Consider the following 19,887-nt stretch of genomic DNA (forward strand, 5'->3'; position numbering starts at 1 on the left):
CTTGTTCGTTGCGTTTACGCAATGCATAGTAAGGCGCAGTCCATTGCGTAATAGCAACGGCATCAACCACGTCAGCCACAACACCGGCAGGAAGGAGGGAAACCACTCATGACCAAATCACGCAATAGCAGCAGTTCACGGCCGCGCCGCCAGGCGAAGCAAAAGCCTCGGATCATCGTCACCGGGGTGCCGCGCGAACGTCCAGACCTGCGAAAGCTCGCCCGAGCCGCCATTGCGCTGGCCCAGGCCGAAACGGAGCGCGAGGCTCAGGCCCAGCACGAGAACGGCACCGGGGGCGCCAGCGGCGCAGCCCGAGACGGGGAGGTCCCCCGTGACTAAGCCAGCCCACCACCAGCTCGAGCGAATCGTCTGGCAGCGCATCCACTGGCCGCAGCCACTCGAAGATGGCGTCGTCCTCCAACTCCTTCGTGCATGGGCCAATCAAGCTCACGCGCCGCTCCTCATTCTGGAAGCCAGAGCCAGCCGGGAGGGCATCCAGTACCTTGTCGGATCTCAGCTCCGCCACAGCAAGACAGTTCGCCGCGAGGTGGAGAAACTCGTCGCCGGCTCCATCGTGGTCGACCACAACGATCCACGCCCCGCCACAACGAGCGCCGGACGGGTGACTTTCCGTCCCAGTGCACAACCGCTGCAGAGTGACGACGCGGACGGTTCGACTCGTACGATCCTCGCCGCGCTCACGTCCGTAACGGGGAAGGAAATCCTCGTCGTCCAGCTGGTGCTCGGCCCACGAGTAGCAATGCGGCTGACACCCTCAGAGATTCCGGAGATCAATCAGCCGCTCGGCAGCCTCGTGACTTCTGGGCTGGCTCGTGAGCGTCGAGCAGACGTACGCAGGCAAGTTGCTGGCAAGCGTGCTGAGGGCGGATTCTCCGCACTGGTACGCCTCGGGGTCAGCGCCTCCGAGGATCGCGCCCACACCTTGACCCGTCGTCTGGTTGACGCCTTTCGAGGGTTGAGCGCACCGGGGATGCGCCTGCGCTTCCGCTCCGAATCTGTTCACCGCCTGAATCACCCGGCGAGCACCTGGCCACTCCTTGTCCCCCTCGGCCAGCACCTCAGTGTCTCTGAAATTGGCCGACTGAGTGCCTGGCCACTGACGGTCAAGGACAGCCTGTACCCGGGACAGCCGCCGAAGCATCCCCGCCAGATCCGCCCATCTTTTGCCGCTACTGAGGGGGATCGGGTGGTGGGAGTGTCGACGGCGCCAGGTACAGAAGGGAAGCCACTCGGACTCTCGATCGCGGACAGCACTCGACACTTCTGGACGATGGGACCAACCGGTGTTGGCAAGTCGTCGCTCCTGCTGAACCTGCTCATCCAAGACCTCGAGGCGGGCCGCGGAATGGTAGTGGTCGAGCCCAAGGACCTCGTCCACGATCTTCTCCACCACATTCCCAAGCAGCGCCGCGAGGACGTCATCCTCCTTGACCCCCTCGATCCAGAAGCTGTCGTCGGGCTGAATCCTCTGCATCTGCACGGCCGCAGTCCGGCTCTGGTCGCCGACCAGCTGTTCAGCGTCTTCCAGGGCCTCTATGGCAACGAGCTCGGTCCCCGAAGCTCGGACATCCTCAGAAACAGCCTGTTTGCTCTGGCTTCCAGCGGGGAAGGGACATTGGCGCAGCTACCGTTCCTGCTCTCCAATCGGCCATTCAGGGAGCGAATCACGCGTCCGATCGCCGCAAAGGATCCCCTCGTTGCTGGCCCTTTCTGGCACTGGTTCGAGAACCTCTCTCCCGAGTCAGCCGCGACCATCACGGCACCACTCATGAACAAGCTACGACCACTCCTCAGCCACCAGCTCCGGCATGTTCTGGGGCAAGCTCGTCCCCGGTTCAACCTGCGCCAGGTGCTTGAGGAGGGGAAGGCGCTGTTGGTGCCACTGCAGAAGGGGACACTTGGGCCAGAGGCTGCTCAACTTCTAGGTGCGCTCGTCGTCGCCGACGCGTGGGCTGCCCTTCAGGAACGCACAGCTATTCCGCCCAAAGATCGCCACCCAGTGAGCTTCACCGTCGACGAGGTACAGGAGTACCTTCGGCTGCCGATGGATCTGGGCGATGCATTGGCGCTCTCTCGCAGCCTCGGCGCCTGCTTCCATCTTGCCCACCAGTTCCTCGACCAACTACCCATTCAGATGCGCACCGCCTTCGAAGCCAACGCCCGCAGCCGTGTCTTCTTTCAGCTTGCCCGCCGCGATGCCAAAGCCGCCGCCGATATGGCCCCCGGGCTCGAGCCGGAGGACTTCATGGCGCTGCCCGTCCGCCATGTCTACGCTCAGCTCGTCCACGACGGATCAACCATGGACTGGGCTTCCGGGCGGACGAATGACACCCCAGCCCAGACCTCGAACCCGGCATCAATCCGGAAAGCAAGCCGCACCAGCTACGGCGTCCCCATCGAGGAAATTGAGGCCGGCTTCCAGACAGCTGTCCTCAGCGAGCCGGATGCTCCACCCACAGGCAACCGCCGCCGCAGGAGTGCCTCATGAGCGAGTTACACCCTCTACCGCTCGGCTACCCGCCCGCGTCCGGCTCGACCAAGACGTCGTCCAATGTCAACGGGAAAACGCCGACAGCACGGGAGACGAAAAGTGGGAACCTCCCGGTTCCCACACCCGCCCAGAAGAAACGAATTAGTAAGAGGAGACTTCAGGCTATCGCCACAGTACTCAGCGATCGGGACCACGCCATCCTCGGCACCATCGACACCTTCCGCTTCGCCACCGGTGCCCATCTGGTCAAGCTCCACTTCGCGGCTCATGCCAGCTCCGCATCGGCAGAACGGACCGCGAGAAGGGTATTAGCACGACTGCGCGAAATCCGCGTCCTCGACGTTCTCGAACAACGCATCGGGGGCATCCGAGCCGGCTCCGACGGCCTTGTCTATTTCCTCGGTCCAGTCGGTGACCGTGTCATTCGCCAGTCGCACCCCACCCGCCCACGACGTCGGCTCGTTGACCCCTCAACCCGGTTCCTGCAGCACACACTTGCGATCACCGAGGTGGCTGCAGCCATGCACGAGAAGACTCGTGAACACGGCGGCGAGGTTGTCTCGCTCGTTCCCGAGAAGCCGCGTTCGTTCACGGACCTCCTCGGCACCCGCCAAGTGGTCAAGCCTGACCTCTCCACCGAACTTGCTGGTACGCCAGGAGCGGAGGATATTGCAGCGTTCTTCATCGAGGTTGACCTCGGTACGGAGAGCATACCGACGCTGGTCGGCAAGTGTTTGTCCTACGAGGAGTATCGCCGATCTGGCGAGGAACAACGCCGATTTGGGGGGTTCCCTGTCATCGTCTGGGCCATGACCGCCGCCCGCCCGCAGACGGCCGCCAGGCGCCGTCAGGACCTCGCCAGGGCGTTAGAACGGCATCCGAAGATCTCTGGCACGGATTACCGAATTGTGGCCCTGGAAACCGCCCCTGCCGACATCCTCAAGGAGGTGAGTCATGCCTAAGCGGACCACGACACCACGAAACGAGATTCTCCTCGGTGACGCCCTCACCACGCTGCGCACACTTGGGGATTCCTCGGTGGATATGTGCCTCACGTCGCCGCCGTACTTCCAGCTCCGCGACTACGGTGCCGACGGCCAGCGCGGACTGGAATCCGACGTCGAGCAGTGGACCCAGCAGCTCCACGCCGTGATCCGCGAGATCCGACGAGTCCTCGTCCCGACCGGCACCCTCTGGCTCAACCTCGGCGACAGCTACTCTGGCCATCCCAAGCAGGGAGCACCGGCCAAGAGCCTGCTCCTGGCGCCGGAGCGGATCGCTCAGGCACTGGTCTCTGACGGCTGGGTGCTCCGGAACAAGATCGTCTGGGCCAAGCCGAACCCGATGCCCTCAAGCATCAGGGACCGGCTGACCGCAGCTCATGAGGTGATCTATGTCTTTGCCAAGCAGCGCAGTTACTTCTTCGACCTCGACGCCATTCGCATCCCTCACGTCACTCGGCCCGGCAAGCCACCCAAAGCCGCCACGCGTCGGCCCGGCAAGCGCTCCTGGCGCGGAGCGAATGCTTCAGACACCAGTGGTCTTGATGCTCTCCGAGCTGCCGGGATCCCCGGGCACCCACTAGGGAAGAACCCCGGAGATGTGTGGATCATGCCGACCGCCCACGGCTACGACGGCCACCACGCTGCATTCCCGAAACCGCTTGCCGAACGGGCCATTCTGGCCGGCTGTCCCGTACGGCGCTGCGCCCGGTGCCGGGCACCCTGGCGGCGACCCGTCCGCCGACTTGGGGCCACCGCTGTTCGCCTGGCGCTGGAGCCATCCTGTGAGCATCCAGACGGGTACGAACCCGGCCTGGTGCTGGATCCCTTCATGGGGAGTGGCACTACGGCGGTCGCCGCGATGAAACACCAACGCCACTGGCTCGGGGTCGAACTCATCCCCGACTTCGCCGTCAGTGCCAGGAAACGGATCCAGGAGGCCCGCGGCGACCCGTAACCGCCCGCCCAGGTCAGCTCGTCGGTGTTCTGCGACCGGTGACGAGAGCACTCATCCGGAGTGTTCCGCCGGTCGCACGCACCGAGGAGTTGCCATGACAACACCAGCTATCGCCAGCGTGAAAACGCTCGGCATCCAGCTCGAACCGGAACTGCACGCCCAGTTGAGCATGATCGCCCAGCTGCGAGGCAGCAACCTCAAGGAAGAAATTCTGAGGGCGCTGACCTCTCACGTCGAAACAGCGCGCACCAGCGGCACACTCAAAGCCCAGGCCGAAGCTGCGGCCGCAGAGATTGAGCGCGAAGCCGCCGCACGCAGGGAAGCACTCGCCAGCCTCATGGGATCCATCCCTGAAGCCAGCGACAAAGCCCGCCCAGCTCGCGCCCGGTAAGCGAGCACCCATGGGCAGGGACAGCATTGAGACTCCCGTCTCTGCTGCCCCTGCCCCAACTACCAACCTCACCAGGAAAGGAGGAACCCATGAATCCAGAACAGACTTCCAGCGGCTCAGAGCGCCCCTATGGCCCAGGGGATGAGACGCCGCACGAGATCGAGAAACAACCTGAAACTACCCCAGCCATCTATGTGGCGTGTCTCGCCGCATACAACAACGGCACCCTTCACGGGCTGTGGATCGACGCAACCCTCGGCGCAGACGAAATACACCGCCGAATACGCGCCATGCTCGCGACGTCACCGGAACCCGGAGCAGAGGAGTGGGCGATCCACGACTACGAGAACTTCGGGCCACTCTGCCTCGGCGAGTACGAACTAATAGAGCATGTCGCGGCCATCGCCACACACATCCAGAAGCACGGTGAGGCCTTCGTCGCATGGCTTGAATTTACTGAGTTCGAAGAGGACGAATGGAGCCACTTCACCAACGCCTACCTTGGCGAGTTCAGCGATCTGGAGGCCTACGTCGACCACATCGTCGACGAAATGGACTACGAGAAGCTCCTTGATAGCCGAATACCCGAAGTCATCCGTCCGTACGTCAACATCAGTCGAGCCGCCATGGCGCGCGATCTGATTGCCAGCGGAGAGATATTCACCATTGACGGCGGAAATTCCATCTACATCTTCAATTCCCGCGTGTAGCCGAGCCTGTGCTTCGTTGACGATGAAGGGTGTTGTGAAATTGTATTAAGCGATTGCCAAAAAGCAACAAGATATTCATAATTCGAGATGGAGAATATATGAAGGACGAAGAATTTACTGGCATCGGCAAAGCGATCCGCGCACGACGCGAGGAATTGAGAATATCTGCTGGGGAACTAGCCAGGCGCGCGGGCGTTCACGCATCCTCGATCCTCAGGCTCGAATCCGGGGAATTCACAGCCGGCAAGCTCGACACAGTTGCGGCCATAGCAACCGCACTCGCCGTCCCGCTCACCGAGCTCCTCGCTACGTCGAACCTCATTGGAGAAGACGATCTCCCACGCCTCATCCCGTACCTGCGCACCAAGTACAAGGGCATGCCCGACGTAGCCATCCGCGAGATCGAGCAGCACTTCAATGCCGTCGCCAAACGCCACGGCATTAGACCCAACAATGGCCCTGACCCTGGCCAAGACGAATAACAGCAACCCTCATCAAAAGGAGGCAATCCATGACCAAACTCACCGTAACCACCACCGAGCGAAGCATACTGGCAAGCCTCCGCTCCCTCATCCCACACCGCACCGTTACAGACCAGGCCGAAGCGCTCCGCGTCGCCGAGCTCCAGGCCGCGAAAATGCTCCAGTTCATGGATATCACCAGCGGCTCTGTGCCAGTCGAACTCGTCGGTGAACTGCCAAAGATCCGCATTGAGTACGTTCAGGCACCTGTCTCCGGGGCCAGCTTCTGGAGCGGTGAGAAGTGGATTATCCAGCTCAACCAGCACGAGTCTTGGACTCGCCAGCGTTTCACTCTTGCTCACGAGTACAAACACATCATTGACCATAATCACGCCGACCGTCTCTACACCGGCACCATCTGGGCGACACCTCAAGAACAAGCAGAGAAGGCCGCCGACTACTTCGCCGCCTGCCTCCTCATGCCCAAACCATTTCTGAAGCGGGCCTTCTACAACGGCATCCAGAAACCGGCCGATCTTGCCGAACACTTCAACGTCTCCGAGGCTGCCGTCCGCATCCGCCTTCAGCAAACGGGACTCGTCGACCGGCGGCTTCGATGCGCCGAAACGAGCATGCCATTCTCACGCAACTGGCAATACAGAACCAGCCACACTCGATTCCAAGGAGTATAACCATGACTATTGAAGAGATTGACGCTCTGCGTCCGCGTAAGGCTGTGCTCTACCTGCGCGTGAGCAGCAAGAAGCAAACTGAGACGGCTGTTGATATCGACAAGGATGGAAACTCGATTGCTACCCAGCGAGATGTCTGTCGGAAGAAGGCTGACTCCATCAACGCCTACATCGTCGAGGAGTTCGTCGAGCCGGGCGTTTCTGCGAAAAACACTGAAGACCGGCCGAAGTTCAAAGAGCTCATGAGGTACCTCACCGAGCATCCTGAGATCGACTACGTGATCGTCTATGCCCGTTCGCGAGCGTTTCGCAACTTCGTTGATGCGGCGATCACTCGGCGCTACCTCGATAGCCTTGGCATTCGCCTCCTGTCCGCGCGTGAGGATTTCGGGGACGGAGTCTACGCCGAGGCCATGGAAGCAGTCACCGACATCATGAACCAGGTGCAGAATCAGCTCAGCGGCGAAGACATCCGCATCAAGATGCGCAACAAGGCGATCAATGGCGGAACCGTTCATAAGGCGAAGCTTGGATACCTCAATATCCGCAAGGACATCGACGGCCGACTTATCAACAGCATCGGTCTCGACGACAAGCGGGCTCCGCTGGTCCTCAAGGCCTTCGAGCTCTACGCAACGGGGCACTACACGATTGAACGCCTCGAGGAGACGATGGGGGACATGGGTCTGACCAGTCGTCAGACGAAGCGATACGCCGAAAAGCCTGTCTCCGCGAGCCGCCTACATCAGATCCTGAAGGATCCTTACTACGTCGGTTTCGTCGTCTACAAGGGTGAGCTTTACCCGGGCAGGCACGAACCCATCGTCGGTCAAGACCTCTTCGACGAGGTGCAGGATGTCATGGCCGCGAAGAGTGGCGCTGGTCAGCGAAATCGAGTCCACGATCATGTGCTCAAAGGCATGATTTACTGCGGCAAATGCAAAGCTCGCGGTCGGAGGAGTCGTGTCATCTATACCCAGGTGAAGGGCAGGGGCAATACGATCCACGAGTACTTCTTCTGCCGCGGGCGGCAGGAAGGCGATTGCACGTTGCCGTACGTCCCCGCATACGTTGTTGAGGACAACGTTGGTCGCGCGTACGGTGCACTTGTGCTTGACGAAGCCTTCCGTCGAGACGTGCTGAAGCAACTTTCGACCGTCTTGGATGAGGAGCAACGTGACCTCAGGGCTGTTCGCTCCTCCATGACGAACGAGCTGAAGAAGATCGACGAGAAGGAGAGCCGCCTCATCGACCTGCTCGCAGAAGGCTTGCTCTCGAAGGAGAAGCTCCACGAGAAGGTCTACGAACTTCGGATCCAGCGACACCGGGCGGAAGACACGTTGGCCGGTATCTCAGAGAAGATCGCCCTTGGCGGCAAGGTCCTTAGCACCGCGATTGATCAAGTCGCCAACCCTCTCCTGAACTACGAGTTCGCTCCTGAAAAGGTCCAACGCCTGATGAACGAAACGTACTTCGAGCGCTTCGAGATCGATGAAGAAGGGGGAGTTTCCGCGCCGTTGGCTGAACCGTTCAGCGGTATCTTCGCCGCGCAGGCGGCATTTGGCGGCCCCGTTGTGCCAGGAACAACGACATCGCGGGAATCGACCGGATCGTCCCGGGAAACGGCGAACGTGGGCCCAATGGACGACGATTCGACCGAAGCCGAGGCAAACAAAAATGGCGCCGATTTCTCGACGCCACCTCTGGTGTTCAATCTTGCGTCGGTCTACTCGAACCATGGTTCGAATAGAGCGACTCTGGTCGGGATGACAGGATTTGAACCTGCGACCTCTTCGTCCCGAACGAAGCGCGCTACCAAGCTGCGCTACATCCCGATCCGTTGACCCGCGGGTTTCCCCGGCAAGCAACCCTACAAGAATAGCGGATCCGGCCCGAGTTTTGAAATCGGGGAATGCGGGGTCGGATATCGTCCCCTCGGAGCCCTGGACCGGACGTTATCCGACCCCGCATTCCCCTGATGCTCACACCAGCGAGTCGCGCCAGGCACCGTGCAGCGCGGCGAACCGGCCGCCGTCCCGGATCAGCTGCTCAGGGGTCCCGTCCTCCACGACCCGTCCGTCGTGAACCACCAGGACGCGGTCCGCGATCTCCACGGTGGACAGCCGGTGCGCGATGATCAGCGCCGTGCGCCGCTGCGCCGGGCTCTCCCGGCCTTCGCCCTCCGGCACGACGACGGCGGGCCGGTCCGCGCCGTCGTCGTCGTCGGCGGGGCGCCGCGTGGGGGAGTCCGCGCCGCCGCCCAGGAGCCGCGCGAGGCCTTCCTGCACGAGCCGCTCACTGGGGATGTCGAGAGAGGAGGTGGCCTCATCCAGGATGAGCACTGCGGGGTCGGCCAGGAACGCGCGGGCGAAGCTGATGAGCTGCCTCTGCCCGGCGGAGACGCGGCCGCCGCGCTTGTTCACATCGGTGTCGTAGCCCTCGGGGAGAGCACGGATGAACGCGTCGGCGCCCACGGCGCGGGCGGCGGTCTCGATCTCCTCCCGGCTGGCTCCCGGGCGGCCCAGGGCGATGTTGTCCGCCACGCTGCCGCTGAACAGGAACGCCTCCTGGGTGACCATGACGACCGCCCGCCGCAGCTCCGGTGTGGAGATCCTGGACAGCTCCACGCCGTCGAGGGTCAGGGAACCCGAGCTGACGTCGTAGAAGCGCGCGATCAGCTTGGCGAGCGTGGATTTCCCGGCGCCCGTCTGGCCCACCAGCGCCACCGTCTGACCCGCGGGGATGGTGAGGTTCAGCTCAGGGACCACCACGGGGCCGTCGCCGTACCGGAACTCGACGTCCTTGAATTCGATCCTGCCTTCGGCCGCCGGCAGGGGGACGGGCTCACGCGGCGGCCGCACGGTGGGGACCTCCTCCAGGAGCCCGGACACCTTCTCCAGGGCGGCCTGAGCGCTCTGGAAGGAGTTGTAGAACATGGCCATCTGGTCCACCGGCTGGAAGAAGCGTTTGACGGAGAGGACCAGGGCCAGCAGGACACCGACCGCCAGATCGCCGTGCAGCACCCGGAACCCTGCCACGGCCAGGACCACGGCCACCGTGATGTTGCCGAGCAGCACGAGGGACGGGAGGAAGATGCCGTTGAGGTTGATGGAGCGGACCGTGACCTGCCGGTACTCCTCGGAGAGTTCCGTGTACTCGCGGGTGTTCCGGGCTTCCTTGCGGAACGCCTTCACGGCACGGATGCCGGTCATGGTCTCCACGAAATGCACGATGATCCTCGCGGAGACCACCCGGGATTCTCGGTACGCCACCTCCGAGCGCTTCTGGTACCAGCGGGTCAGGAACGTCGCCGGGATGGCCGCGCCCAGCATGATCAGACCGCTCGGCCAGTCGAGCGCGAACACCGTCAGTGCCGTGAACACCATGAACATGAACCCGGCGGCCAGGGAGCTGACGCCGGAGTCGAGCAGTTCCCGGAGTGCCTCCAGATCCGAGGTCTGCCGGGCGATGATCCGGCCGGAGGTGTACTTCTCGTGGAATTCCAGGCTGAGCCGCTGGGTGTGCCGGAAGACGCGGACCCGCAGATCGAGCAGCATCGCCTGGCTGAGCTTCGCGGTGCTCGTCACGTACAGGGCGGTCAGCCAGGCGGTGACGACGGCGGCCAGCAGATAGCCGACGCCGGCCAGCACCAGCGGCGCCGAGTCGCCGTGGATCAGCGCGGGCAGGGCGCGGTCGATGCCGAAGGCGATGAGCGCGGGGCCCGCCGCGTGGGCGGCCTGCGAGATCACCACCATGGCGACCGTCAGCCAGAACCGGGCCCGGATGGGCCGGATCAGTGAGCCCAGGAGCCGCAGGGAGCGCTTGCGGACGGTCCGGCTCTCCGAGGCGGCGAGCCGGGAGGAATCCTCGTTCGACGTCCCGAAGCCCGGGGCGGGGGTGCGTGCCGTGCTCATGCGTTCACCTCGTTGTCGAACTCCGCGTCGTCCAGTTCGTCTTCCAGTTCGCTGTCCAGGTCGACGGGGTCAGGGTCCAGGCTGGCGATCACGTAGCGGTAGTGCTCGTTGGTCGCCAGGAGCTCGCTGTGAGTGCCGACGGCGGCGATCCTGCCGTCCTGGAGCAGGGCCACGCGGTCGGCGAGGGCGACCGTGGACGGACGGTGGGCGACGATCAGCGTGGTGGTGTCGCGCAGAACGTCCCGCAGTCGTGCCTCCACGAGCTCCTCCGTGGCGACATCCAGCGCGGAGAGCGGGTCGTCCAGCACCAGGACCTTCGGGCGGGCGGCGATCGCGCGGGCCAGGGCGATGCGCTGGCGCTGTCCGCCGGACAGGCTCAGCCCTTCTTCCCCGATGCGGGTGTCCACCCCGTCCGGCAGGGAGTACGCGAACGCCGCCTGCGCGACGTCGAGCGCTTCGGTGAGTGCCGCCGTCGCACCGTCCTCGGTTGCGGTGACGTGCGCTGGTGCGCCCAGCAGGACGTTCTCCCGGATGGAGCTGGAGAACAGCGTGGTGTCCTCGAATGCGACGGAGACGATGCTGCGCAGTTCCGTCAGGCTGAACTCGCGGAGGTCCTGGCCGTCGATGGTGATCCGGCCCTCCGTGACGTCGTAGAGGCGCGGCACCAGCTGGAGGAGCGCGGACTTCCCGGAGCCGGTGACGCCCACCAGGGCCATGGTCTCCCCGGGGTCGAGGTCCAGCGTGATGTCCTCCAGCAGATACTGCGGGTTCTCCGGATCGGCCTCGAGGCTGTCCGCGAAGGCGAAGCGCACGCCCTCGAAACGGACCGCGCCGCTGATCTTCTCCGGGGTGTGGGGCGAAGCCGGATCCGCGATGGTGACCGGGCTGTCCATGACCTCGAAGTGACGGTCGATCGCGGACTTGGCGGTGAGTGCCATGGACAGCAGCATGCCGACGGCTTCCACCGGGCCGGCGACCACGGCCGCCGTCGCGAAGAAGGCCACGAGGGCGCCGATGCTGAGCTGTCCGTCCGCGGTGAGCGCGATGCCGAGCACCAGCCCGACGCCGAGCGCCAGCTCGGGGAGCAGCGTGGACACGAGCGAGAAGAAGGCGAGCTGCCGGGCTTTGAGGATCTCGGTCTGGCGGAGCTCCTCGGCCTGCGAGTTGAAGTTCTCCAGGGCTTCGCGGCCGCGGCCGAAAGCCTTGAGCACGCGGATGCCGTGGACGGACTCCTCGACTGCGGTGGCGAGGTCGCCGGCCTGGTCCTGGCTGCGCCGCGCGACGCGGAGGAAGTTCCGGCGGAACCGGGTGGCGGTGACGATGATCGGGATCGCGGCGGCCACGAAGACGAGCGCCAGCTGCCAGCTCATGCTGAACATGAGGCCCACGCCGATCACGACCGTGAGCGAGGTGACCACCAGCATGATCGCGCCGAACGCCATCCAGCGGCGGAGGAAGTTCAGGTCCGCCATGGCGCGGGAGAGGAGCTGGCCGGAACCCCAGCGGTCGTGGAAGTCGACGGCGAGATCCTGCAGGTGGCGGTACAAGGAGACGCGGAGGCCGTTCTCCACGGTGGTGGCCGGGTTGATGACGAACTGGCGGCGCAGCGCGATCAGCCCGGCTTCGAGGACGCCGAGCCCCAGGACGGCCGCGACCGCGATCCACACCTCGGAGGGCTGACCGCCCGGGTGCAGCGAGTCGTTGATGAGGGTTCGGAGCACCTGGGGGATGGCCAAAGCCACCAGGCTGGCGCCCAGTGCGGAGAGGAGGCCCATCACGAGCCTCGGCATGATCGGCTTGAGGTGAGGGTAAAGGCGTCTGAGTGAGTGGAAGAACGTGGTCTGTGTCTGCGCCATACTGGGTGATCGCTTCGCTTCCCGGTGAGCCGTGCCGTGAATTTCCGTTACCTGTGGCAACCAGCCTACGCCGGGGTTTTATGCCCGGTTTGTCACACGGTTTGAGATGAACGCAGGTGGGCATGGGCGGCGTGGGGGCGGGGCCTGCGCGGGAGGCGCGCGGCGGACGGCGGTCAGGGCCGGTCAGAGGCCCGGCGGGAGCACATACGGCGGGCGGTTCAGTTCCACGGAATAGGCGACGGCCAGCACCAGGAGTGTGCAGCCGAGCACCGCAAGGCCTGCAGCCAGCACGGGCTTCCACGAGCCCTGTTCTCTGGAACCGACCTTGAGGATGAGCATCCCGTAGGCGTACAGGGAGAGCAGGATGAGCGCTGCCATGGAGGAGAGTTCCAGGAGAAAAGCCTGGTCGCCGCAGATCGGGGCGTCGTTCGCTTCGCAGCCGCGGTTGGTGTGGGGAATCTGAGCGAGGTTGATCCCGACGCCGATCACGGGCAGCACGAGCAGGACCACCGCGAAAGCGGACAGGGACCACAGCAGGATCAGGTTCTGCTTGCGCCAGGCGGGAGCGATCCGCGGGTGCGTGAGCGTGACCGTGTGCGTCATGAGCGGCCGAGCAGAAAGGAGCAGAGGAAGACGACCACGGCGTAAGCAGTGAGAGTAACGGGGGCAGGCCAGTGGCGGCGTCTCGTGAGCCTTCGATTTTCGACAGTGATGATCACAAGAGCACCGAGGTACAGCGCGGCGATGACCGCGGCGAGCACCGCCGAAGCCCACAGAGCCTCGCCCTGGTTCCCGCAGATCGGCCCGGAGCCGGCGTCGCATCCTCTGCCGGTGTGCGGCACGGAGGCCAGTCCGCCGCCGATGCCGGACACGGGGAACCACAGAAAGACCGCGGCCAGGACGGTGAAGAGCCAGAGGACGGCGGGTGTCGCACGAGCGATGCCATCCGTTGACGAGGTAGCCGTTGATGAGATGGCCGGCGCCGTGATTTCTTGTGTGTCCCCCATGGACTGGACTCTAGCCGGTCCGGCTGGTTGTGTGCTCAGTAGTTGCGGGTTCCGGCGCGTGGTTCCTACCTCAACGGAGCACCCACCCGGTAGGCCGTCGGTCACCGGACCTCATCTTGCTGGCTGTTGTTTCCCAGAGGATGATCGTTCAACGGCAAACCGGCGCGTCTCCGTGCCTTGTCCCGGCGAGCTGACCGCACCACCTTGACACACGTCACCGTCAACGGGATGAATGCTGCGACGGCGCCCAACATGAAGGCGCCGACGATCACGAGTGGGACGGTGTCGCTCAGACCCGGTTGCGTGATGATGTAGACGATGGTTGCTGCCACCCCACAGGCCGCGATGAAGAGCTTCACCCGGGCGAACCTCCAGTAGAGGTCCAATGTCCGTGTGCTGTACTTCTGATCCAGCCGTGTGAACGTCACCGGTGGATCAGAGTTTTCGACCTTCTGTTGCACGAGCCGCGCCTTTCACCTGGGGTATACGGTCCCGTCCTATCAGAAGATGTTGCGTGCTCAGTAGTTGCGGGTCTCGGCGCGTGGAACCCGCAACTACTGAGCACGCAACTTCGCGCGGTCAGCCCTCGCGTGCCGTCAGCTCCAGCATCACGGCTTCCGGGCGGCAGGCGATGCGGTAAGGCGCGAAGCGGGAGGTGCCGATTCCTGCGGAGACGTTGACCGGCGTCGTGTGTCCCTTGCTCTCCCAGTCGTGTAGGCCGCGGGCCCGCCAGGTGGGCAGATCGCAATTGGACACGAGCGCGCCATAGCCGGGGATGCAGACCTGGCCGCCGTGGGTGTGGCCGGAGAGGATCAGCTCGGCACCAGCCTCGGTGAGGGTGTCCAGGGCCCGCTGGTACGGGGCGTGCACGACGCCGATGCGAAGCGACGGAGCCGCCCCGGCAGCGATGCCCTGAGGCCAGCCGGTGAACTTCTCCCGCTCGATGTGCGGATCGTCCATGCCGGAGAAGTCGAAGCGCATCCGGTTGAACACCAGGGACTGGTTGCGGTTGGTCAGATCGACCCACCCGGACATGCCGAACCCGGCGCGCAGGCGTGGCCAGTCGAGCTCAACCGGTTCCTTGCGCTGGCGGGATGGGCCCGCGAAGTAGGCCAGGGGACTCTTCAGCCGCGGGGCGAAGTAGTCGTTGGAGCCGGGAACGAACACGCCGGGCCTGTTCAGAAGTGGCTTCAGAGCATCCAGCAGCGGGTCGATGGCATCACGATGGCTCAGGTTGTCGCCGGTGTTGACCACCAGGTCGGGGTTGAGCTCGTCGAGGGAGCGCAGCCACTCGGCCTTCTTGCGCTGCCCCGGGATGAAGTGGATGTCGCTCAGGTGCAGGATCCGGAACGGCTCGGCGCCCTCCGGAAGGATGGCCAGTTCCTCGTGGCGGACGCCGAACTGATTCTTCTCCCAGGTACCGTACGCCAGGCCCGCTGCACCCGCCACGCCTGCCAGCACGGCCGTCTTCGCAGCAGTTGCGGCGAGGCCGCGCCCGGTTTCCCGGACGCGGCCTGCGAGCGACGTGGCAGCGTTCAGCTGCCCTGTCAGCGGGTTACCCACGGTCACGGCGTCTTCTTAGGGTTGGGCTTGTTGTTGCCACCACCGTTGTTGTTGCCGCCGCCGTTGTTACCGCCGGTCGGCTTGGTGTCCGTGGGCTTCTGATCCTCCGGCGTGTTCGACGGCGGGGTCACCGGCTGCACGGGCGGCGCGACATAAGAGGAGCCCAGGAGAGAATCGGGCGCCGGGTCGAATTCGCCCGTGTCGTAGAAGCCAACGACCTTCTGCATGTACCGGGCCATCTGCGGTCCGGCGACATCAGAGCCGTCGACGCGCGCGTAGGGGACGCCATTCACATAGACACCCTGACCTGAATCGGTTGCTGCTTTTCCGAACACCTTGCCGAAGTACGAGGCCGTGACCAGTCCCTTGGTGTACGCGACCACCCAGGTCTGGGAGTTGGTGTTGTTGGTGCCGGTCTTGCCCGCGATAGGAGCCGGGACCTTTTCGGGGATCAGCGTTCCCGAGCCCTGACTCATGACATCCTGCAGTACGTTGGTCACGGTCTTGGCCACGTCCGGCTTGATCGCTTCCTTGCAGCTGGAGGTCTGTCCGGGGTACTTCTTGCCCTGGGCGTCCACCACGGAGTCGATCGCGATCGGTTCGCAGAAAGAACCGTTATTCGCGAAAGTCGCGAAGGCATTGGCCATGGTGAGCGGCGCCACCTGGGTGCTGCCCAGCAGGTTGCCCAGGAAATGAAGGTCGAGCTTCTGCGGGGTCTTGGCTCCAGCCTGGGTGGTGTGGAGCTGGAGGGCATCGGCCATACGCTGGATGTCGCAGAAGTCGTCCAGAGCCGCAGCCGAAGCAAACGTTGCCGTGTTGACGGAGAATGTGATGCCCTTGCGAACGGTCATCCGCTGGTACAGATTGCTTTCGGAGTTCTGCAGGGGGAGTTCGCCGGTTGCAGGATCGTAGGACCCTTCGACCGGGGTGCAGGTGGTCTTCCACGGGAAGTCTGCGGGATACACGGTGCGGGTGGCGTCGACGTAATCGTCTGTCCGTTTGCCTTCGTTGAGCCAGGCGCTGAGGGTGACCGGCTTCATCGTGGAACCCGGCTGGAACCCGTCCATGCCGCCCAGAGGACTGCCGTTGGCATCGATCCGGTCCACGTTGTAGTTGTAGTCCGTCACGATCGGAGAGCCCTGGTTCTCCACCTTACGGGAGTTCTGGGCCATGGCCACGATCTTGCCGGTGCCCGGCTGCACCGTGATGAGGGACGCGCCCCACTGCTCGGCGTTGACGTTGCCCGCAGTCGAATCGACCTGCTCCTGGGCAGGCTTCTGGAGCCGCGGGTCCAGGGTGGTCTTGATCGTGAGACCGCCACGCTGGAGCAGCTTGAGACGGTCCTGCTGCGTGTCGCCGTACGCCGGATTGTTGAGGATCAGGTGCTGGACGTAGTCGCAGAAGTACGGCGCAGTCGCGGAGTACTGGCAGCCCTGGCGAGGACGGGTGATCTTGGTGGTGACCGGGGTCTTGACCGCGTCGTCGTGCTGTTTCTGGGTGATCTTCCCGTTCTTCAGCATGGCGTCCAGCACCAGATCGCGGCGCATCTTGGCGTTGTCCGGATTGGACACCGGATCGTACGCGGACGGGTTGTTCACGACGCCGGCCAGCATGGCCGCCTGGGGCAGCGTCACGTTCTTCGCGGAGGTGGAGAAGAAGTACCGTGCCGCGGCCTCGATGCCATAGGCGTTGGCATTGAAGAAGACGATGTTCAGATAGCCCTCGAGGATCTGATCCTTGGACATCTTCTTCTCCAGTGCGATGGCGAGTTTCATCTCGCGCAGCTTCACGCCCACCGTCTTGCTCGACGAGCCGTTGAGCTTCACCTCGTCATCCCGTCCCTCGGCCACGAGGGACTCGTTGATGACGTTGTTGACGTACTGCTGCGTGATGGTGGAGGCCCCCTGGCGTCCGCCCTTGGCCGTGGCGACCAGGGCGCGGGCGATGCCGGTGGGATCCACGCCGCCGTGCTCGTAGAAGCGGTTGTCCTCAATGGCGACGATTCCGTCCTTGATGAACGGGGAGATGTCCTTGAGCGCCACACGGGTCCGGTTCTCAGCGAAGATCGTCGCGATCTGGGAGCCGTCGGCCGCCAGGACACGGGTCGCCTGACCTGGAGGAGCCACGGTCAGTTCCCCGGGAAGGTCCTCAAAGAACTGGACGGAGCCACTCGCCGCACTGCCGGTCACTGCGGCGGCAGGGACCAGGAGTCCCGCCACCAGGACCCCGCAGAGAGCACTGACGCCCAGAAATGCCACGATCTTCCCCAAGACCGTGGCAGTGTCGAATAGCGGATTCTTCGCTTGAGCCATGTTCTCCAGTCTAGCCGGAGCCACTAGGCTTGACCCCATGAGCAAATGGGAGTACGCGACAGTACCACTGATCATCCACGCCACGAAGCAGATCCTGGACACCTGGGGCGACGACGGCTGGGAACTCGTCCAGGTGGTCCCCGGACCCGACGGCAACGGCCTGGTCGCCTACCTGAAGAGGGAGAAGGCCTGAGCATGTCTTCCCACGTCAACGCTGAGAACTGCGCCATCGAAGCCCGTCTGGCCGAGCTCGGGCTGAGCCTCCCGGAGGTCGCCGCGCCGGTGGCGGCCTACGTTCCGGCCATGGTGAGCGGCAGCCACGTCTACACCGCGGGTCAGCTGCCCTTTATTGAAGGCAAACTCCCAGCCACCGGGAAGGTCTCCGCGGAGGGCTCCGAAGGCACCGTGAGCGCCGAGCGCGCCAAGGAACTCGCTGCCACGAGCATCATCAACGCCCTGGCCGCCGTGAAGAGCGTCATCGGGAATCTGGACCGGGTCACCCGGGTCGTGAAGGTGGTCGGCTTCGTGGCGTCCACCCCCGATTTCACCGGCCAGCCCGCCGTCATCAACGGTGCGTCCGAGCTCCTGGGGGAGATCTTCGGTGAGAAGGGGCAGCACGCCCGTTCCGCCGTCGGCGTCGCGGTCCTCCCGCTGGACGCCCCCGTCGAGGTCGAACTCATCGCCGAGTTCGCCTGAATCCTGTCAGATAGGCCGAAGCAGTGCCCCAAGCAGCAAAGCGGCTCTTCGAGCTGCCAGTCCAGTTCGAGAACGCCGCACGCAGCTGGCTCGAACACGGGGAGCGCACACCCGCGGCTCCCCGCTATGCCTCCAGCGTGGTCCTGATCAAGGACACGCCGGACGGCATGTCCACCTGGCTCGCGTACCGGAGCGGCTCGTCGCCGCTGGGCGTGGTGTCCTTCCCGGGCGGTTCCGTCGAGGAGCACGACGACGACGCCATGCCCTGGATCGGCCCGTCGCCGGCGCAGTGGGCGGAGGCTCTCGGCATCGAGGATCCCGCGCTGGCCCGCCGTCATGTGGTGGCGGCCATCCGTGAGCTGTTCGAGGAGACCGGCGTCCTGCTGGCCGGCCCGGACGCGGGCAGCACGGTCGCCGTGACGAGCCCGCAGGAATGGATGGCCGCCCGGGAAGCCGTGGCGGCACAGGACAAGACCCTCGCGGACGTCCTGAACCGGCGCGGGCTCTCCCTCCGCACCGACCTGCTCAAGCCGCTGGTGAACTGGCTCAGCCCGGACTTCGCCCACCGCCGGTTCAACACCCGGTACTTCGCGGCGACGCTTCCCCTGGGACAGGAGCCCCGGCTGCTTGCGAGCAAGGGTGTCTGGGGCCGCTGGGTCTGTGCCCCGAAGCTGCTGGCCGACCGCACCGGGACCTCCCTGGGTGACGAGATCGCCCAGGAGAACACCCATGGACGGACACTGGGCCAGCTGATGGTGCCCGGCACGGAGATCATCCTGGAGAAGCTCGGCACGGCCAAGGGCTGCATCGCGTACCTGAGCCACAAGCGGAAGACGCACGTCTATCAGCCGACGCTGGTGGAGGTGGACGGCGACCTCAGGCTCGAGGTCGTGCCGCCGAGCCCGCCCGCCACGACGGCGCTTCCGGTGATCCCGCCGGCGTCCTGACCGGACAGGGCTTGATACGCGGAAGGCCCGGAACCCCTCAGGGGTTCCGGGCCTTCAGCGTCAGACGGGGATGCTCAGCGGGAGCGCTGGCGGAGACGCTGCATGTCCAGGATCACGACCGCGCGTGCCTCCAGGCGCAGCCAGCCGCGCTGGACGAACTCGGCCAGGGCCTTGTTGACGGTTTCGCGGGACGCGCCCACCAGCTGGGCCAGTTCTTCCTGGGTGAGCTCGTGAGCCACCAGGATGCCGTCCGTGGCGGGACGGCCGAAGCGGTCGGCCAGGTCCAGGAGCGCCTTGGCCACACGGCCGGGGACGTCGGAGAACACCAGATCGGACAGCGAGTCGTTGGTGCGGCGCAGGCGGCGGGCCAGGGCCTGGAGGAGCTGCGCGGAGACCTCAGGGCGGGTGCGCAGGAGGGCGTTGAGGCTCTCGTTCTTCAGACCGGCCAGACGGGTCTCGGAGACCGCGGTGGCGGTCGCCGTGCGGGGGCTGGGGTCGAACAGGGCCATCTCGCCGAAGAGCTCACCCGGGCCGAGGATGGCCAGCAGGGATTCGCGTCCATCCGCGGAGGTGCGGCCGAGCTTCACCTTGCCGGAGACGATGAAGTAGAGCTGATCGCCCTGGTCGCCTTCACGGAAGACGGACGCACCACGGGAGAGGTCCACCTCGCTCAGCTCGTCCGTGAGCAGGCGGAAGGCGTCGTCATCCAATGTGGCGAAAAGCGGTGCCCGGCGCAGTACCTCGATGTCCATGTAATCTCCTCTGAAAATTGACGCTGAGCACATTCTTTCAGAAAATGCCGTCCGATGCGCGGCGCGCGGCCGCGCCCCTGCCGGGCAGGGACCGTGGAGGCCAGTCTTTCACGGC

General features: G+C 64.6%; 20 protein-coding genes, 1 tRNA gene and 1 pseudogene. 12 read left to right on the forward strand and 10 right to left on the reverse strand.

Annotated elements, in window-relative coordinates; translation table 11 throughout:
- Positions 1–108: 108 nt before the first annotated feature.
- The 9 genes and pseudogenes from AB4Y75_RS00475 to AB4Y75_RS00515 all read left to right on the forward strand — a co-directional run.
- Entirely contained in the window at positions 109–339 is a 231-nt protein-coding gene (locus AB4Y75_RS00475) for a hypothetical protein (protein ID WP_441433962.1), read from the forward strand.
- Positions 332–2,509 (forward strand): type IV secretory system conjugative DNA transfer family protein, encoded by a 2,178-nt coding sequence (locus AB4Y75_RS00480; protein ID WP_441433963.1) that lies wholly within the window; start codon positions 332–334, stop codon positions 2,507–2,509. The genes AB4Y75_RS00475 and AB4Y75_RS00480 overlap by 8 nt, the downstream gene beginning before the upstream one ends.
- The gene (locus AB4Y75_RS00485) at positions 2,506–3,474 is read left to right on the forward strand and encodes a replication-relaxation family protein (RefSeq protein ID WP_441433964.1); all 969 of its coding nucleotides are present in this window, start codon (positions 2,506–2,508) and stop codon (positions 3,472–3,474) included. The genes AB4Y75_RS00480 and AB4Y75_RS00485 overlap by 4 nt, the downstream gene beginning before the upstream one ends.
- On the forward strand, positions 3,467–4,471 hold the full coding sequence (locus tag AB4Y75_RS00490) for a DNA-methyltransferase (protein ID WP_441433965.1): 1,005 nt from the start codon (positions 3,467–3,469) through the stop codon (positions 4,469–4,471). Before AB4Y75_RS00485 ends, AB4Y75_RS00490 begins: the two co-directional genes overlap by 8 nt.
- A gap of 94 nt (positions 4,472–4,565) precedes the next feature.
- The gene (locus tag AB4Y75_RS00495) at positions 4,566–4,862 is read left to right on the forward strand and encodes a hypothetical protein (RefSeq protein ID WP_441433966.1); all 297 of its coding nucleotides are present in this window, start codon (positions 4,566–4,568) and stop codon (positions 4,860–4,862) included.
- Positions 4,863–4,951: 89 nt separating this feature from the next.
- The gene (locus AB4Y75_RS00500) at positions 4,952–5,572 is read left to right on the forward strand and encodes an antirestriction protein ArdA (RefSeq protein ID WP_441433967.1); all 621 of its coding nucleotides are present in this window, start codon (positions 4,952–4,954) and stop codon (positions 5,570–5,572) included.
- A gap of 98 nt (positions 5,573–5,670) precedes the next feature.
- Positions 5,671–6,054 (forward strand): helix-turn-helix domain-containing protein, encoded by a 384-nt coding sequence (locus tag AB4Y75_RS00505; RefSeq protein WP_441433968.1) that lies wholly within the window; start codon positions 5,671–5,673, stop codon positions 6,052–6,054.
- Between the two features lie 29 nt (positions 6,055–6,083).
- Entirely contained in the window at positions 6,084–6,725 is a 642-nt protein-coding gene (locus tag AB4Y75_RS00510) for an ImmA/IrrE family metallo-endopeptidase (protein ID WP_441433969.1), read from the forward strand.
- A gap of 2 nt (positions 6,726–6,727) precedes the next feature.
- A pseudogene (locus AB4Y75_RS00515) lies at positions 6,728–7,753 on the forward strand (recombinase family protein); the annotation flags it as partial.
- A gap of 324 nt (positions 7,754–8,077) precedes the next feature.
- Here the strand turns inward: AB4Y75_RS00515 and AB4Y75_RS00520 are convergent.
- The 9 genes from AB4Y75_RS00520 to AB4Y75_RS00560 form a co-directional block, all read right to left on the reverse strand.
- The gene (locus AB4Y75_RS00520) at positions 8,078–8,464 is read right to left on the reverse strand and encodes a hypothetical protein (protein WP_441433970.1); all 387 of its coding nucleotides are present in this window, start codon (positions 8,462–8,464) and stop codon (positions 8,078–8,080) included.
- A 19-nt stretch (positions 8,465–8,483) separates the two neighbouring features.
- Positions 8,484–8,560 (reverse strand) — tRNA-Pro (locus tag AB4Y75_RS00525).
- Positions 8,561–8,707: 147 nt separating this feature from the next.
- Entirely contained in the window at positions 8,708–10,639 is a 1,932-nt protein-coding gene (locus AB4Y75_RS00530; RefSeq protein WP_441433971.1) for an ABC transporter ATP-binding protein, read from the reverse strand.
- Positions 10,636–12,495 carry an ABC transporter ATP-binding protein gene (locus AB4Y75_RS00535; protein ID WP_441433972.1) on the reverse strand — a complete coding sequence of 620 codons (1,860 nt, stop codon included), beginning with the start codon at positions 12,493–12,495 and terminating at the stop codon, positions 10,636–10,638. The genes AB4Y75_RS00530 and AB4Y75_RS00535 overlap by 4 nt, the downstream gene beginning before the upstream one ends.
- A gap of 183 nt (positions 12,496–12,678) precedes the next feature.
- Complete coding sequence (locus tag AB4Y75_RS00540; protein WP_441433973.1) at positions 12,679–13,098, reverse strand: hypothetical protein; 420 nt, start codon at positions 13,096–13,098, stop codon at positions 12,679–12,681.
- A complete protein-coding gene (locus AB4Y75_RS00545) occupies positions 13,095–13,502 on the reverse strand; it encodes a hypothetical protein (RefSeq protein WP_441433974.1) in 408 nt (135 codons plus the stop codon). Before AB4Y75_RS00545 ends, AB4Y75_RS00540 begins: the two co-directional genes overlap by 4 nt.
- A gap of 101 nt (positions 13,503–13,603) precedes the next feature.
- On the reverse strand, positions 13,604–13,963 hold the full coding sequence (locus AB4Y75_RS00550) for a hypothetical protein (RefSeq protein ID WP_441433975.1): 360 nt from the start codon (positions 13,961–13,963) through the stop codon (positions 13,604–13,606).
- Positions 13,964–14,081: 118 nt separating this feature from the next.
- Complete coding sequence (locus AB4Y75_RS00555) at positions 14,082–15,041, reverse strand: metallophosphoesterase (RefSeq protein WP_441435230.1); 960 nt, start codon at positions 15,039–15,041, stop codon at positions 14,082–14,084.
- A gap of 26 nt (positions 15,042–15,067) precedes the next feature.
- Positions 15,068–17,377 carry a transglycosylase domain-containing protein gene (locus AB4Y75_RS00560; RefSeq protein WP_441433976.1) on the reverse strand — a complete coding sequence of 770 codons (2,310 nt, stop codon included), beginning with the start codon at positions 17,375–17,377 and terminating at the stop codon, positions 15,068–15,070.
- 37 nt (positions 17,378–17,414) lie between these two features.
- On the opposite strand from AB4Y75_RS00560, the gene AB4Y75_RS00565 reads away from it, so the two are divergent.
- From AB4Y75_RS00565 to AB4Y75_RS00575, 3 genes are read left to right on the forward strand one after another with little or no spacing between them, the layout of a single operon-like run.
- Complete coding sequence (locus AB4Y75_RS00565; RefSeq protein ID WP_169795532.1) at positions 17,415–17,570, forward strand: DUF4177 domain-containing protein; 156 nt, start codon at positions 17,415–17,417, stop codon at positions 17,568–17,570.
- Between the two features lie 2 nt (positions 17,571–17,572).
- Positions 17,573–18,073, forward strand: coding sequence for a RidA family protein (locus AB4Y75_RS00570; protein ID WP_441433977.1), 501 nt, complete (start codon positions 17,573–17,575; stop codon positions 18,071–18,073).
- A 23-nt stretch (positions 18,074–18,096) separates the two neighbouring features.
- The gene (locus tag AB4Y75_RS00575) at positions 18,097–19,020 is read left to right on the forward strand and encodes an NUDIX hydrolase (RefSeq protein WP_441433978.1); all 924 of its coding nucleotides are present in this window, start codon (positions 18,097–18,099) and stop codon (positions 19,018–19,020) included.
- A gap of 74 nt (positions 19,021–19,094) precedes the next feature.
- Here the strand turns inward: AB4Y75_RS00575 and AB4Y75_RS00580 are convergent, their stop codons facing one another.
- Complete coding sequence (locus AB4Y75_RS00580) at positions 19,095–19,772, reverse strand: Crp/Fnr family transcriptional regulator (protein WP_066215953.1); 678 nt, start codon at positions 19,770–19,772, stop codon at positions 19,095–19,097.
- Between the last annotated feature and the right edge of the window lie 115 nt (positions 19,773–19,887).

Origin of the sequence: Arthrobacter sp. RAF14 (assembly GCF_052114185.1) — a bacterium.
Taxonomy (GTDB): domain Bacteria; phylum Actinomycetota; class Actinomycetes; order Actinomycetales; family Micrococcaceae; genus Arthrobacter_E.